Raw genomic sequence first — 14,556 nt, 5'->3', positions numbered from 1 at the left:
GCAGCCCCGGTACTCTGCGGTACGCCGCTTGATGGACCCTCGTCGGAAAGGCGCCCCACCTGTGACTGCGATTCCCCAGGGCCGTACCCGCCGGATGGGACTGATGGGCGCGATGTGCGCCCTGGTCGTGACGGGAACGGGCCTGACGGGGTGCAGTAGTGACGACCCCGACGCGGGCACCAACGGCGTCGGCAAGCTGCCGGCCGACCAGATCCAGACGAAGACCCGGGCGGCCGCGGATGCCGCGGACGCGGTGCGTCTCTCCGGAACCGTGGTGACCAGTGGGCGCACTTACAAACTCGACATGCGTCTCAAAGCCGACGGCGGCACCGGTTCGGTCACCGCCGAGGGCGCCACGTTCCGACTGCTGCGGGTCGGGGAGAAGCTGTTCCTCAAGGCCGACGCGGAGTTCTGGACCCACGAGGACGGCAAGGCCGACGACAAGGGCACGGACACGGCCGCCGCCGACAAGCTCGACGGCAAGTTCGTGAAGGTGCCTCAGGGCGACCCCTCGTACAAGAAGTTCAGCGGCTTCACCGACAAGGACGTCCTGCTCGCCGGGCTGCTCACCCTGCACGGCGACCTCGCCACCGACGGCCACCACGAGCAGTCCGGCACCCCCACCATCCGCATCACCGGCGACGACGGCTCCGGCGGCACCCTGGACGTCTCCCTGGAGGGCACGCCGTACCCGCTCCGCCTGGAACGTGCGGGCGGCGCGGGCACGCTGACCTTCTCCGGCTGGGGCAAGTCCTTCGAGCTGACGGCCCCGGCCAAGGGCGAGACCGTGGACTACGGCAAGCAGCTGCCGACGTCCTGACCTACTTCCGGCGGCGTCGCTTCAGCAGCAGCTTCGGAAGCCCCGCCGGGATCGGCTGTCGGGTCGTCGCGGACGTCGGCACCGGCGCCTCGGCCAGGTCGCCCTCGGGCAGCGGCGCCGTCGCCCCCGTCGGCTCCAGCCGCAGCACCCGGCACTCACGCCCCCAGCGCTCCGGCATCGCCTCGCCGTCGGGCGCGTTGAGGCGCTTGCCCTTGAGCTCGGCGACGGCCGCCTCCCAGACTTGCGAACCCGACGGCAGCTCCACGACCCTCGCCGTCCAGGAGACCAGCCGCCCGCCCTTGTCCTTGCTGCGGACCGTGACCTCGGCCGAGCCGCCGTCCGTCAGCCCCGGCAGCGGCTGCTCCCCCGGCCCGTCCCCGACCAGACACGCGGCACCCTCGTGCCACACGTGCCACAGCGCCCGGGCGGGACCCTCGGGACCCCTGACCCAGATGAGACCGGACTTCTTCGTGGCCTCCTCGACGAGGGCCTGGTCGAGCAGCTCGCTTGTCATGGGGGCAGCCTATCGAGGCCTGTTATCGGGCTTTCACAGCCAGCCGTTGCGCTTCAGGGTGCGGTGGATGCCGAGGCAGATGACACCCGTGATCATCATGATCACGGGGTAGCCGTACTTCCAGTGCGTCTCGGGCATGTAGTCGAAGTTCATCCCGTACACGCCACACACCATCGTCGGTACGGCGATGATCGCGGCCCACGAGGTGATCTTCCGCATGTCCTCGTTCTGTGCGACGGACGCCTGCGCGAGGTTGGCCTGGAGGATCGAGTTGAGCAGCTCGTCGAAGCCGATGACCTGCTCCTGCACGCGCGCGAGGTGGTCGGCGACGTCCCGGAAGTACTTCTGGATGTCGGGGTCGATCAGCCGCATCGGCCGCTCGCTCAGCAGCTGCATGGGCCGCAGCAGCGGCGACACCGCGCGCTTGAACTCCAGCACCTCACGCTTGAGCTGGTAGATCCGGCCGGCGTCCGAACCGCGCGGGGAGCCCTTGCGCCCCGGCGAGAACACCTCCGTCTCCACCTCGTCGATGTCGTCCTGCACCGCGTCGGCGACCGCGATGTAGCCGTCGACGACGTGGTCGGCGATCGCGTGCAGCACCGCCGAGGGGCCCTTGGCGAGCAGCTCGGGGTCGTCCTGGAGGCGGTGGCGCAGTGCCCGGAGCGAACCCTGGCCGCCGTGCCGGACGGTGATGAAGAAGTCCCGTCCGGTGAAGCACATGACCTCGCCGGTCTCGACGACCTCGCTGTTGGCGGTGAGGCGGTCGTGCTCGACGTAGTGGATGGTCTTGAAGACGGTGAACAGGGAGTCGTCGTAGCGCTCCAGCTTGGGCCGCTGATGGGCCTGTACGGCGTCCTCGACGGCCAGCGGGTGCAGCCCGAACTCGCTGGCGATACCGGCGAATTCGGCCTCGGTCGGCTCGTGCAGACCGATCCAGACGAAGCCGCCGTCGCGGCGCACCTGACGCATCGCCTCGTGCGGCGTGAGCGGCGTCGGCGTCTCCACGCGGGCGCCGTCGCGGTAGACGGCGCAGTCGACGACGGCCGAAGGGGTGCCGGGGTCGCGGGTGGTGTCGTACGCCCCGCTGTCCATGCGCACGCCCTTGCGGAGCGAGGGGCGGGACGGGCGGACGACGGCGCGCAGGTCGCGGATCATCGACATGGCAGGCTCCTTCGCGACAGGCAACGAAAAGCCGCTTCAACGGGTGGAACTGCCCGGAATGAGGACGTCCTGACTGCGGATGTTTGGCACGTCCACAAAGCGGGGAGCACCGCACCATTGCGGTGGCGGGGTTCGCTGCTGATACAGATGCTGATTCGAATCAGACAGATCAGGCAAAACGAGACGAAGTGCTCTTCCGATGAAGACGCGAGCGTGAAGAGAGGCGGCGGTCAGCCGGAATCCGGATCAGCTACATCAGCGGGCGGAAGAACGAGTGGTACTGCCCGGGTGACTTCGATCCATGACAGCCCCACCTCCTCCGGCCGGTCCCTCGTAAGGGACGTCCATCCCCCGTAGGGGAGTTCCCCCGCAGGGGATTTCCATGGTGTCGGGACTCGATCGCGACGCTTCTGCGTGCTGCCCCGAACGACCGGGCAAGACTATCAGCCGGCTGAAGTGTCAAGGCGCTGCTTTGCCCGGTACTGACGAGTTCTATGCTCGCGACATGGCTGATGTTCTTCCTCTGGTCGAGGCCCGGTTGCGTTCCGCGCTGGGCGAGCCGGACGCCCGCGCGGCGGTCACCTTCCTGGGCACGGACCGCATCGAGGTGCTCCGCTTCCACGACGGCGACATCGTCCGCTACGCCACCCTCGGCATGTCGGCGGCGCCGATGGGCGACCCCACGGTGATGCTCGCCGACCCGGTCAAGGGCCCCCGCGCCGAACTCGTCCTCTCGGTCCGCGCGGGCCTCGCCGACACCGACAAGGCGCTCCGCCCGCTCGCCGTCCTCGGTGCGTCCCCGCAGGTCGAGGGCGTGATTGTGGCCCCCGGCGCATCCCTCGACGTGGGTGAGCCGCTGTGGCCCGGCGCCCCCTTCACCTCGGTCCTGGTCGCCGAACCGGGCGGCCTGGTCGAGAACCTGGAGCTCGACGAGCCCATGGACCCGGTGCAGTTCCTCCCCCTGCTCCCCATGACCGCGAACGAGGCCGCCTGGAAGCGGGTGCACGGCGCCCAGGCCCTTCAGGAGCGCTGGCTGACGAACGGGACGGACCTCAGGGACCCGTCCCGGAAGTCCGTCCCGCTGGAGTGATCATCGCGTGAGCAAGGTCACCAAGTGGTGGCCGGAACCCGTCAGTTGGCGAAGACGGCCACACCGTCCTCGGTGGCGTGCCTCGACTCCAGCTCCGCCGCCTCCCGAGTGAGCGCGTTCCGCCGTACGACGACCACGGCCGCACCCGCGAGCGCGGTGACGGCCGCCACCGCGAACGGGACGTGGACGTCGGTCCACTCCTCGATCTTCGGCGCGAAGTAGGGCGCCGCCGCGGCCGCGAACCACCGCACGAAGTTGTAGCCGGCACTGGCGACCGGGCGCGGGGCGTCGGAGACGCCGAGGGCCAGCTCGGTGTAGACGGTGTTGTTCACGCCGATGAAGGCGCCGGACAGGATCGTGCAGACGATCGCTGTGGTGTGGCTGCCGTATCCGAGCACGAGCACGTCGGCCGCCAGCAGCACCAGCGAGCCGCCGAGCACCTTCAGCGAACCGAACCGCGCCTGCAACCGCGGCGCCACGATCACCGAGAACACGGCGAGCAGCACACCCCAGGCGAAGAACACGGCACCCGACTTGTACGGGGTCATGTCCAGCACGAACGGGGTGAAGGCCAGCACGGTGAAGAACGTGTAGTTGTAGAAGAACGCCGAGGCTGCGGCGGAGGCGAGGCCCCCGTGGCCGAGCGCCTTCAGCGGGTCGAGCAGCGAGGTCTTCGTGGCCGGCCTCGGCTGCTCCTTCAGGAACACCGTGATGCACAGGAAGCCGACCGCCATCAGGAAGGCCGTGCCGAAGAACGGGTAGCGCCAGCTGGCGTCGCCGAGCAGCGCGCCCAGCAGCGGGCCGCACGCCATGCCGAGGCCGAGCGCGGACTCGTACAGCAGGATCGCCGCGGAGCTGCCGCCCGCCGCCGCGCCGACGATGACCGCGAGGGCCGTCGAGACGAACAGGGCGTTGCCGAGACCCCAGCCCGCGCGGAAGCCGACGAGTTCGGCGACCGAGCCCGACGTACCGGCGAGAGCGGCGAAGACGACCACGAAGGCGAGGCCGAGCAGCAGGGTCTTGCGGCCGCCGATCCGGCTGGAGACCCAGCCGGTGACCAGCATCGCGAACGCGGTGATCAGGAAGTACGAGGTGAAGAGCAGGGAGACCTGTCCCGCGGTGGCGTCGAGGCCCTGGGCGATGGACGGCAGGATCGGGTCGACCAGCCCGATGCCCATGAAGGCGACGACGGAGGCGCCGGCCGTGGCCCAGACCGCCTTGGGCTGTCGCAGGAGGCTGCTCGCTCCCGCGTCGAGGGCGTCCATGGTTTCTCCCTTTCCGACGTTCAGACCTGAAGATAGTTGGTGTATGCACATAGTAAGTTAGGGTAGCTAATTAATGCAAGCTACATCTAATTCCGTACGGTGAGCGGTTCCGCCCGGACGGGTGATCGTCCTTGACGTGGCGGGGCAGGGGTAGGACCGTGGGGCCCTATGAGGGGCGAACCCAGTTGCCCGAAGTGTGGTGGCCGGGTCAGGGCTCCCGGACTCTTCGCCGATTCCTGGCAGTGCGATGTGCACGGGACCGTGCACCCGCTGCAACCCGTGATCCCGCCCAGCGTCGAGGCCCTCGACGTCGTGGTGCATCGCACGCAGGTGCCGGTGTGGATGCCGTGGCCGCTGCCGGTCGGCTGGCTCTTCACGGGCGTCGGCAGTGCCGGTGACGACCGCAGCGGCGGGCGTGCGACAGCTGTGGCGTGCTCGGGGCCCGGACCGCTCGGCGGTTTCGGCGAGCTGATCCTCGTCGCCGAGGAACTCGGCGTCGGCCTCGGCGCGCGGTACGCGGGCATCGACGGGCCGGACCCGGGACCGTACATGAGCGTGGAGAAGCCACCCCAGGCCAAGGTGCTGGCCGCGGGTCGGCCGACACCGCTGTGGCATGTCTCCGGCACCCCCGACGACCGGGCCGTGTTCGCGGGCGAGGCGCTCGGACTGTGGCTGTGGGCGGTCGTGTGGCCCGAGCAGTCGGGGCTGCTGATGTACGACGAGCTGGTGCTGACGGATCTGCGGGACGCGGGGGCCGAGGTGGAGCTGGTGCCGTGCGGGGCGCTTTCGCCGCGCTTGCTGAAGCCGTGACGCCCACTGGGGTGCCCGGAGGGCTTGATGGGCGGCTGAGGGTTCGACGGGGCTGGTCACGCAGTTCCCCGCGCCCCTCAGGTGAGTGTGTGTAAAGGTCGCTCACAGGTTTCGGGTGTGACAGGCGGGTCGAAAATGCGGCTATCCTTGAGCGTCCTCTTCCGTACCGTCATCGCCTGGAGTCCGCGTCGTGCGTATCGATCTGCACACCCACTCCACCGCGTCCGACGGCACGGACACCCCGGCCGAGCTGGTGCGCAACGCCGCCACTGCCGGGCTGGACGTCGTCGCGCTGACCGATCACGACACCACCCGCGGTCACGCCGAGGCCATCGCCGCGCTCCCCGAGGGGCTCACCCTCGTCACCGGCGCCGAGCTGTCCTGCCGTATCGACGGCGTCTCCATGCACATGCTGGCCTACCTCTTCGACCCCGAGGAGCCGGCGCTGTTCGCCGAGCGTGAGCTCGTGCGGGACGACCGGGTGCCGCGGGCGCGGGGCATGGTCGCCAAGCTCCAGGGGCTGGGCGTGCCCGTCACCTGGGAGCAGGTGGCGCGGATCGCGGGCGACGGCTCGGTCGGCCGCCCGCATGTCGCGACCGCACTGGTCGAGCTGGGCGTCGTACCGACCGTGAGCGACGCCTTCACCGAGGACTGGCTGGCGGACGGCGGCCGGGCCTATGTGGAGAAGCACGAGACCGACCCCTTCGAGGCGATCCGGCTGGTCAAGGGCGCGGGCGGGGTCACCGTCTTCGCCCACCCCGGCGCCAGCAAGCGCGGCCGTACGGTCCCCGAGGCGGCGATCGCGAAGATGGCGGCGGCCGGGCTCGACGGCATCGAGGTCGACCACATGGACCACGACGCCGAGACGCGCGACCGGCTGCGCGGGCTCGCCGCCGACCTGGGGCTGCTCGTCACGGGCTCCTCGGACTACCACGGCAGCCGCAAGACGGTGACGCTCGGCGAGTACCGGACCGACCCCGAGGTGTACGGGGAGATCACCCGGCGGGCGACGGGCGCGTTCCCGGTGCCGGGCACCGGCGGGGCCTGAGGGATCGCTCCCGCACCCACCTGATCCACCCTTCTTTCCTCTCGCAAGGCTCACCTGTGTTCGACGCTGCCGTTTTCGGCTCTCTCTTCCTGACCCTGTTCGTCATCATGGATCCCCCGGGGATCACCCCGATCTTCCTCGCCCTGACCGCCGGCCGGCCCGGCAAGGTGCAGAAGCGGATGGCCTTCCAGGCCGTCTGCGTGGCCGGTGGAGTGATCACGGTCTTCGGGCTCCTCGGCCACCAGATCCTCGACTACCTGCACGTCTCCGTCCCCGCGCTGATGATCGCGGGCGGACTGCTGCTTCTGCTGATCGCCCTGGACCTGCTCACCGGCAAGACCGACGAGCCCAAGCAGACCAAGGACGTCAACGTCGCCCTGGTGCCGCTGGGCATGCCGCTGCTGGCCGGGCCCGGTGCGATCGTGTCCGTGATCCTCGCCGTGCAGAAGGCCGACAGCGTCACCACGCAGGTCTCGGTGTGGACGGCGATCCTCGCCATCCATGTCGTGCTGTGGCTGGTCATGCGGTACTCGCTGCTGATCATCCGGGTCATCAAGGACGGTGGCGTCGTCCTGGTGACGCGGCTCGCGGGCATGATGCTCTCCGCGATCGCCGTGCAGCAGATCATCAACGGGATCACGCAGGTGATCCGGGGGAGCTGAGCCCCGTAACCCTGCTGGGGAAATCGGCTGGGGAAAGCGCAGAGCCCCCGTACGGCATCGGTGCCGTACGGGGGCTCTGAAGCTGTGTTTGTTATGAGGCCGTGGTGTCGGCCGGGCGAATCCAGAGACGCTGTCCGATGGCGGCGGCCTGCTGAACGATCCGGTTGACGGAGGCGGCGTCCACGACGGTGCTGTCCACGGGGGTACCGTCGACATCGTCGAGTCGCATGATTTCGAAGCGCATGGGCTTCTCCCTTCGTCTGGTCATCCTCCTGAGGAGAACATCTGCGTACGTCTGTATCTAACGGGCTGCGTGTTACAAACATTCCCTACGCTAAAGAAATTTTTCGAACGACTAACTACTGACCGGTAAGCGGTCGGTACGAGACTGACCGGGACCGGTTGTGTTCGCAGCGTGACCGCCGGGACAATGATGGCGATGAACGACGACCACGAGGCGCTGGGCGCCCGCATCGACCACACCAACGAGCTGTTGCAGCGCATGCTCGCCGAGGTGGCGAAGACGCCCTCGACCCACGCGATCTTCGTGGACGCGGGGTATCTGTACGCGGCCGCGGGTCGTCTGGTCGCCGGCACGGAGGACCGCCGCGCCTTCGACCTCGACGCCGAGGGGCTCATCGAGGCGCTCATCGACCGGGCCCGCACGATCTTCGCGGACAGCAGACTGCTCAGGGTCTACTGGTACGACGGCGCCCGCCGCCGCATCCACACCGCCGAGCAGCAGTCGATCGCCGAACTCCCGGACGTGAAGGTGCGGTTGGGTAACCTCAACGCCAACAACCAGCAGAAGGGCGTCGACTCACTGATCCGCTCCGACCTGGAGTCCCTCGCCCGGCACCGCGCTATCAGTGACGCGGCCCTGCTCGGCGGCGACGAGGACCTGGTGTCGGCGGTGGAGGCCGCGCAGGGCTACGGCGCGCGCGTCCACCTCTGGGGCATCGAGGCTCCCGAGGGGCGCAACCAGGCTGAGCCCCTGCTCTGGGAGGTCGACAGCCAGCGCGTCTTCGACCTCGACTTCTTCAAGCCCTACGTCGCCCGCCGCACGTCCGCCGGGTACGAGGCCTCCGTGAACCGGCCCACCCGCGAGGACGTCCGTTTCGTGGGCGCCCAGATCGCGGCGAAGTGGCTGGCGGCCCGGGGGCGCGAGGCCCTGGTGGAGCTGCTGCCGGGCCACCCCTATCTGCCCGGCTCGGTCGACCAGGACCTGTTGGTGGAGGCGGAGGGGCTGCTCCAGTACTCCCTGCGCGGCCAGGCGGACCTGCGGCGGGCGCTGCGGGACGGCTTCTGGGAGCACTTGCGGACGCAGTACTAGTTTTCTGGGAGCCCCTGCGGACGCGGTACCAGTCTTCTGGGAGCACTTGCGGACGCTGTACTAGTCGGCCTTGAGGGTGCTGTCCCAGAAGTCGGCGAAGGCGCGGGCCGTTTCGAGGGGGCGGTCGGTGTTGGGGGAGTGCTCGGCGCCGGTGACGACGGTCCGGTGCGCGTCGAGCCGCACGGCCATCTCGTCGAGGAGCGGGACGGGCCAGGTGTCGTCGCGCGCCCCGGACAGCACATGGAACGGCAGCGGTACGGCGGCCAGTTCGCCGACCCGGTCCACCTCGGTGCACAACTGACGCCCGGTGGCGAGGAGTTGGGCGGGCTTGTTGCCCAGCCAGCGCCGCCGCAGATCGTCCCGGTCGTCGAGCCCCTCGTCCAGCTCGCCGGTCTCGGTCTCCTCGGGCGGCTCCATGGCCTGGATCGCCGCCCACACCTCCGCCATGCTCATCACCGCGAGCGCGTCCCGCAGCAGCTTGACGCGCTGCTGCTGGGAGCCGGAGATCTGGGCGGGGCCCGAGGCCATGAGCGTCAGGGAGAGGAAGGGCTCCGGATCGAGGAGCACGGCGGCCCGGGCGATCTGCCCGCCGAGCGAGTGGCCCACGAGGTGCACGGGCGTCCCGACAGCCGCGGCCTGCGCGAGCACGTCCTTCGCCAACTCGTCCTGGGCGTAAGCGGATTCATCGGCCTCGGGGCCGTCCGACTCGTACTGCCCCCGCCCGTCCACGGCGACGGTCCGGTACCCGCGCGCGGCGAGCGGTTCGTGCAGCGGGTTGAAGTCCTCCTTGCTGCCGGTGAACCCGGGCAGCAGCAGGGCCGTCCCACGGGCCGTGACGCCTTCCGCCACCGGCGCGTCGACGACGGCGAACTCCCCGCGTGAGGTGCGCAGGGTGTAGGCACGGGCGCAGGGGGGCGGGGCGAAGGAGGGGGGACGGCTCATGGCCTGAGGCTATCGGGCGGCGCTGACAATCGCCGGGCGGGGAGACCCACCAGGGGCGCGGGGCTGCATCGATATGCGGCTCCGCCGCGTGGGCGCGATCCACCCTTGCCGGCGGCCCACAGCCGCACCAAGACTGTTGGCCTCTTCCGTAGCCGCCCCCTCATGCCGACGGCCCGGCCCACACGCAGTGGACCGGGCCGTCAGCGACAAACGAACGCTCAGCCTTCCGAGGCGGCCGTGGCCTTACGGGTACGCCGCACCTTCGGCTTGGCCTCCGCCTCCTCCGCGGCCTGGGCCGGGATCTCGGCGGCGGCAGCGGTCTTACGGGTCCGACGCGGCTTCGCCTCGGTCGTCGTCTCCGTGGCGGCGGCAGCCGTCTTACGGGTGCGACGCGGCTTGGCCTCGACGACCTCGACCGCTTCGGCGACCTCGGCGGGAGCCTCCGCGGCGGCCGCGGTCTTGCGCGTACGCCGGACCTTCGGCTTGGCCTCCGTGCCCTCGGCCGTGTCGACGGCGGCCTCGGCGGCCGTAGTGGCAGCGGCCGCGGTCTTGCGCGTCCGACGCGGCTTCGCCTCCGCCTCGGCGGGAGCCTCCGCGGCCTGGGCCGGGATCTCGGCGGCGGCAGCGGTCTTACGGGTCCGACGCGGCTTCGCCTCGGTCGTCGTCTCCGTGGCGGCGGCGGTCTTCCGCGTGCGACGCGGCTTGGCCTCGACGGCCTCGGCCGTGTCGACTGCGGCCTCAGCGGCCGTGGTGGCAGCGGCAGCGGCGGTCTTGCGCGTGCGACGCGGCTTCGGCTCGGCGACCTCGGGGGCAGCCTCGACGGCGGCTTCGGCGGTGGTCTCCGCGGCAGCGGCGACCTTTCGCGTACGCCGGGCCTTCGGCTTGGCCTCCGTGCCCTCGGCGGTGTCGACCGCGGTCTCGGCGGCAGCAGCCGTCTTGCGCGTACGGCGACGCGGCGCGGCGGCCGGGGCCTCGGGCTCGGCGACGGCCACCGGTGCGGCCTCGACGACCTCGGTCACCTCGGCCACCGGCTCCGCGGTCTTGCGGGTGCGGCGGCGCGGCGTGGCCTCGGTCGCCTCGGCGGTGTCGACCGCGGTCTCGGCGGCTGCCGTGGCCTTACGGGTGCGACGACGCGGCGCGACGACGGGAGCCTCGGGCTCGGCGGCGACCACGGGCGCGGCCTCGACGACCTCGGTCGCCTCGGCGGCCACCGGCTCCGCGGTCTTACGGGTACGGCGCCGACGCGGCTTCGTCTCCGTGGCCTCGACCGTCTCCACGGCGGCCTCCGCGGCCTCCGACGGCATGGCCTCGGGCGTCGCGGTCACGGCCGGCACCTGCTCCGGCGCGGCACCGTTACGGGTGCGGCGACGGCGGCGCGGGGTGCGGGACGCGGGCGCGTCCTCGGTCAGCGCGGTGTCCGCGGACGGCGCGGTGGCCTCGGCGACGGGCGCCGGGGCTCCGTCCGTAGTGGCCCCGCCGCGCGTACGACGGCGACGGCGCGGTGTACGGGACGGGCGCTCGCGGTCGGCGGAACGGGACTCGTCCCGGCCGCCACGACCACCTCGGTCACCCCGGTCACTACGGTCGTTCCGGTCACCGCGACCGCGGCCACCACGGCCGCCGGTCTCGCCGAGGTCCTCGAGCTCCTCCGCGTCGAGGCCCGCGCGGGTGCGCTCGGCACGCGGCAGGACACCCTTGGTGCCCGCGGGGATGTTCAGCTCCTCGTAGAAGTGCGGGGAGGTGGAGTACGTCTCCGGCGGGTCGTTGAAGTCGAGCTCCAGCGCCTTGTTGATCAGCTGCCAGCGCGGGATGTCGTCCCAGTCGACGAGGGTGATCGCGATGCCCTTGGCACCCGCGCGGCCGGTACGGCCGATGCGGTGCAGGTACGTCTTCTCCTCTTCGGGAGACTGGTAGTTGACGACGTGCGTGACGCCCTCGACGTCGATACCGCGGGCGGCGACGTCGGTGCAGACGAGGACGTCCACCTTGCCGTTGCGGAAGGCGCGCAGCGCCTGCTCGCGGGCGCCCTGGCCGAGGTCGCCGTGGACCGCGCCGGCGGCGAAGCCGCGCTGCTTGAGCTGGTCGGCGAGGTCGGCCGCGGTGCGCTTGGTGCGGCAGAAGACCATGACAAGGCCCCGGCCCTCGGACTGCAGTATCCGCGCGACCATCTCGGGCTTGTCCATGTTGTGCGCGCGGTACACGTGCTGCTTGGTGTTCGCGACCGTCCTGCCCGCGTCGTCGGGCGAGGTGGCGTTGATGTGCGTGGGCTGCGACATGTAGCGGCGCGCGAGACCGATGACCGCGCCCGGCATGGTCGCCGAGAACAGCATCGTCTGGCGGCGGGCCGGCAGCATGTTGATGATCTTCTCGACGTCGGGCAGGAAGCCCAGGTCGAGCATCTCGTCGGCCTCGTCGAGGACGAGCGCCTTGATGTGGCCCAGGTTGAGCTTCTTCTGGCCCGCGAGGTCCAGCAGTCGGCCCGGGGTGCCGACGACGACGTCGACGCCCTTCTTGAGGGCCTCGACCTGGGGCTCGTAGGCGCGGCCGCCGTAGATGGCGAGCACGCGCACGTTACGGACCTTGCCCGCGGTCAGCAGGTCGTTGGTCACCTGGGTGCAGAGCTCGCGCGTGGGGACGACGACGAGGGCCTGCGGGGCGTCGGTGAGCGCCTCGGGGGTGGCGCGGCCGGCCTCGACGTCGGCGGGGACGGTGACGCGCTCGAGGAGCGGGAGGCCGAAGCCCAGCGTCTTGCCGGTGCCGGTCTTGGCCTGGCCGATGACGTCCGTGCCGGAGAGGGCGACGGGGAGGGTCATCTCCTGGATGGGGAAGGGGGTGATGATGCCGACGGCCTCAAGGGCCTCGGCGGTCTCGGGAAGGATTCCGAGATCTCTGAACGTCGTAGTCAGGGTGCTGCCTCTTCTGTGTGCGCGGTGCGAGGCGAGCTCGGGGGTCTCTTGAGACCGTGCTGGGGACGTCGACTGCCTTACGGACCAGCCGTAATGACACGGGACCTCTGCCGACGCTCTAGCGCTCGAACCGCTGAGGGTCCCTCCGGATGCCGTACGCACAGTGCCGTACGGGCGAGGAGAGCTGTCAGGTCGGAGCCGATCGGGCCACCGACCGGGCATCCTCATACGTGCAGCCCGTCGAATACTCGGCAGGCGCATTACCACCATACCTCGGAATCGCGCACATGCGATGGCCGATTTGGTCACGTAGTCGTCGTCACACTGATTGACCAGGGCCTTCCGAGGCTCGGCGAGCGGACTATTGTGCGCTTCATGACGACGCCTGACAACACCTCTGACGCACCCGCCGAGCACACCGGAGTGGCGGCCCAGGACTGGGCCACGGCCTCCGCGGAGCCGCAGTACCGGGCCGCGGTCGTCGACCTCCTCGGCGCACTGGCCTACGGCGAACTCGCGGCGTTCGAGCGGCTCGCGGAGGACGCCAAGCTGGCGCCGACGCTGGCGGACAAGGCGGAGCTGGCGAAGATGGCGTCGGCGGAGTTCCACCACTACGAGAAGCTGCGCGACCGGCTGACCGAGATCGGCGCGGAGCCGACGCAGGCCATGGAGCCGTTCGTCGCCGCGCTGGACGGCTTCCACCGGCAGACGGCGCCCTCGGACTGGCTGGAGGGGCTCGTCAAGGCATACGTCGGCGACTCGATCGCGAGTGACTTCTACCGCGAGGTCGCGGCGCGGCTGGACGCGGACACGCGTGAGCTGGTGCTCGCCGTTCTCGACGACACGGGGCATGCCGGGTTCGCCGTCGAGAAGGTGCGGGCCGCGATCGACGCCGACCCGCGTATGGGTGGACGTCTCGCTCTGTGGGCTCGGCGTCTCATGGGCGAGGCGCTGTCGCAATCGCAGCGGGTGGTCGCCGACCGGGACGCGTTGTCGACGATGCTCGTGGGCGGGGTCGCCGACGGGTTCGACCTCGCGGAGGTGGGGCGGATGTTCTCGCGGATCACCGAGGCGCACACGAAGCGGATGGCCGCGCTGGGGTTGGCGGCCTAGCGCTCTGCGGGGGCGGGCTGCGGTCCGTCTCGCGGCTGCGGGTGCGTGGGGGCTGGTCGCGCAGTTCCCCGCGCCCCTTGGGGCGTTGCCCTGACCGGCGTCAGAAACCTATGCCGCAACTGATCGGCGGCGCAGTCTGCCCGCCGGGCGGAGCAGGAGCGACAGGGACGCGACCGAGACCACCGTCGCGCCGATCAGGGTGAGCAGGACGTTGCCCGCGCCCAGGGCGCTGTGGGTGATGAAGGCGCCGAAGAGGGCGCCGGCCACTCCCGTCGCGAAGACCAGGGAGCGGGCGGGCAGACGGTGCGCCAGGCGGTGGGCGGCGGCGGCCGCCAGGACGAGACCGAGCAGAGCGGAGCCGAGCGCTTCCAGCAACATCATTGAGAGTCCCTCCCACACTGCCACGCTGCGTATGTCGGTCGTAGCCCGTCATACCCGTGACCTGCGGAATGCAATCCTCCTCTGTGCGTGCCTTGTGCTCCATATGTGGAGAAAAAAATCTTGAGGAAGTTCCGCCCGTACGACGAGTTCCGCCCGTACGACGAGAAGGGCCCGGCGACTGTGAAGTCGCCGGGCCCTTCCGTTTGCGTCTGCCTACAGCGCGCCGAAGCCCACCTTGCGCGGCGCCGGCTCACCGAGCTCGACGTACGCGAGACGGTCGGCCGGGACCAGGACCTTGCGGCCGTGCTCGTCCGTGAGGCTCAGCAGCTGCGACTTTCCGGCGAGTGCCTCGGCCACCACGCGCTCGACCTCCTCGGCACTCTGACCGCTCTCCAGAACGATCTCGCGGGGCGCGTGCTGCACGCCGATCTTGACCTCCACGGCTATGTCCCTCCGACGGTCAGTGAAGTGCGCGTCTTCCGCGCCGTACCCCGCACACATTAGCCCGGTG

Annotated in this window: 15 protein-coding genes; 7 read left to right on the top strand and 8 right to left on the bottom strand. The window is 70.5% G+C overall.

Annotation, left to right across the window (positions count from 1 at the left end; translation table 11 throughout):
• Positions 1 to 61: 61 nt before the first annotated feature.
• Positions 62 to 820 (top strand): hypothetical protein, encoded by a 759-nt coding sequence (locus OG866_RS15070; RefSeq protein ID WP_329335019.1) that lies wholly within the window; start codon positions 62 to 64, stop codon positions 818 to 820.
• 1 nt (position 821) lies between these two features.
• On the opposite strand, the gene OG866_RS15065 is transcribed toward OG866_RS15070, so the two are convergent.
• Positions 822 to 1,334: a hypothetical protein gene (locus OG866_RS15065; RefSeq protein WP_329335017.1), complete on the bottom strand. Its 513-nt coding sequence runs from the start codon at positions 1,332 to 1,334 to the stop codon at positions 822 to 824.
• A gap of 33 nt (positions 1,335 to 1,367) precedes the next feature.
• Entirely contained in the window at positions 1,368 to 2,495 is a 1,128-nt protein-coding gene (locus OG866_RS15060; protein ID WP_329335015.1) for a magnesium and cobalt transport protein CorA, read from the bottom strand.
• Between the two features lie 505 nt (positions 2,496 to 3,000).
• Between OG866_RS15060 and OG866_RS15055 the strand changes: the two genes are divergently transcribed.
• Positions 3,001 to 3,585 carry a suppressor of fused domain protein gene (locus tag OG866_RS15055; RefSeq protein WP_329335013.1) on the top strand — a complete coding sequence of 195 codons (585 nt, stop codon included), beginning with the start codon at positions 3,001 to 3,003 and terminating at the stop codon, positions 3,583 to 3,585.
• A gap of 41 nt (positions 3,586 to 3,626) precedes the next feature.
• Here OG866_RS15055 and OG866_RS15050 read toward each other — a convergent pair whose 3' ends face one another.
• Complete coding sequence (locus tag OG866_RS15050; RefSeq protein ID WP_329335012.1) at positions 3,627 to 4,850, bottom strand: MFS transporter; 1,224 nt, start codon at positions 4,848 to 4,850, stop codon at positions 3,627 to 3,629.
• Positions 4,851 to 5,018: 168 nt separating this feature from the next.
• Between OG866_RS15050 and OG866_RS15045 the strand changes: the two genes are divergently transcribed.
• The 3 genes from OG866_RS15045 to OG866_RS15035 all read left to right on the top strand — a co-directional run bounded on the left by OG866_RS15045 (position 5,019) and on the right by OG866_RS15035 (position 7,370).
• Positions 5,019 to 5,660 carry a DUF6758 family protein gene (locus OG866_RS15045; protein ID WP_329335010.1) on the top strand — a complete coding sequence of 214 codons (642 nt, stop codon included), beginning with the start codon at positions 5,019 to 5,021 and terminating at the stop codon, positions 5,658 to 5,660.
• Positions 5,661 to 5,850: 190 nt separating this feature from the next.
• Positions 5,851 to 6,708, top strand: a complete 858-nt coding sequence (locus OG866_RS15040) for a PHP domain-containing protein (RefSeq protein WP_329335008.1) — start codon at positions 5,851 to 5,853, stop codon at positions 6,706 to 6,708.
• A gap of 56 nt (positions 6,709 to 6,764) precedes the next feature.
• Positions 6,765 to 7,370 (top strand): MarC family protein, encoded by a 606-nt coding sequence (locus OG866_RS15035; RefSeq protein ID WP_329335007.1) that lies wholly within the window; start codon positions 6,765 to 6,767, stop codon positions 7,368 to 7,370.
• Between the two features lie 91 nt (positions 7,371 to 7,461).
• Here OG866_RS15035 and OG866_RS15030 read toward each other — a convergent pair whose 3' ends face one another.
• Entirely contained in the window at positions 7,462 to 7,614 is a 153-nt protein-coding gene (locus tag OG866_RS15030; RefSeq protein ID WP_020136747.1) for a hypothetical protein, read from the bottom strand.
• A 195-nt stretch (positions 7,615 to 7,809) separates the two neighbouring features.
• Here OG866_RS15030 and OG866_RS15025 point away from each other — a divergent pair, with 195 nt between their 5' ends.
• Positions 7,810 to 8,703 (top strand): NYN domain-containing protein, encoded by an 894-nt coding sequence (locus OG866_RS15025; RefSeq protein WP_329335005.1) that lies wholly within the window; start codon positions 7,810 to 7,812, stop codon positions 8,701 to 8,703.
• 60 nt (positions 8,704 to 8,763) lie between these two features.
• Here OG866_RS15025 and OG866_RS15020 read toward each other — a convergent pair whose 3' ends face one another.
• Both OG866_RS15020 and OG866_RS15015 read right to left on the bottom strand, forming a co-directional pair.
• Positions 8,764 to 9,645 (bottom strand): alpha/beta fold hydrolase, encoded by an 882-nt coding sequence (locus OG866_RS15020; RefSeq protein ID WP_329335003.1) that lies wholly within the window; start codon positions 9,643 to 9,645, stop codon positions 8,764 to 8,766.
• A gap of 218 nt (positions 9,646 to 9,863) precedes the next feature.
• Positions 9,864 to 12,458 carry a DEAD/DEAH box helicase gene (locus OG866_RS15015; RefSeq protein ID WP_329335001.1) on the bottom strand — a complete coding sequence of 865 codons (2,595 nt, stop codon included), beginning with the start codon at positions 12,456 to 12,458 and terminating at the stop codon, positions 9,864 to 9,866.
• Positions 12,459 to 12,926: 468 nt separating this feature from the next.
• On the opposite strand from OG866_RS15015, the gene OG866_RS15010 reads away from it, so the two are divergent.
• On the top strand, positions 12,927 to 13,664 hold the full coding sequence (locus OG866_RS15010; RefSeq protein ID WP_329335000.1) for a ferritin-like fold-containing protein: 738 nt from the start codon (positions 12,927 to 12,929) through the stop codon (positions 13,662 to 13,664).
• Positions 13,665 to 13,772: 108 nt separating this feature from the next.
• Here OG866_RS15010 and OG866_RS15005 read toward each other — a convergent pair whose 3' ends face one another.
• Entirely contained in the window at positions 13,773 to 14,042 is a 270-nt protein-coding gene (locus OG866_RS15005; RefSeq protein ID WP_329344109.1) for a hypothetical protein, read from the bottom strand.
• 216 nt (positions 14,043 to 14,258) lie between these two features.
• Positions 14,259 to 14,486, bottom strand: a complete 228-nt coding sequence (locus tag OG866_RS15000; protein ID WP_059192479.1) for a DUF3107 domain-containing protein — start codon at positions 14,484 to 14,486, stop codon at positions 14,259 to 14,261.
• Positions 14,487 to 14,556 lie beyond the last annotated feature (70 nt).

The organism is Streptomyces sp. NBC_00663 (assembly GCF_036226885.1).
Lineage (GTDB): Bacteria > Actinomycetota > Actinomycetes > Streptomycetales > Streptomycetaceae > Streptomyces.
Note: the sequence above shows the minus strand (reverse complement) of the source record. Positions and strands in the feature narration are given on the sequence as shown.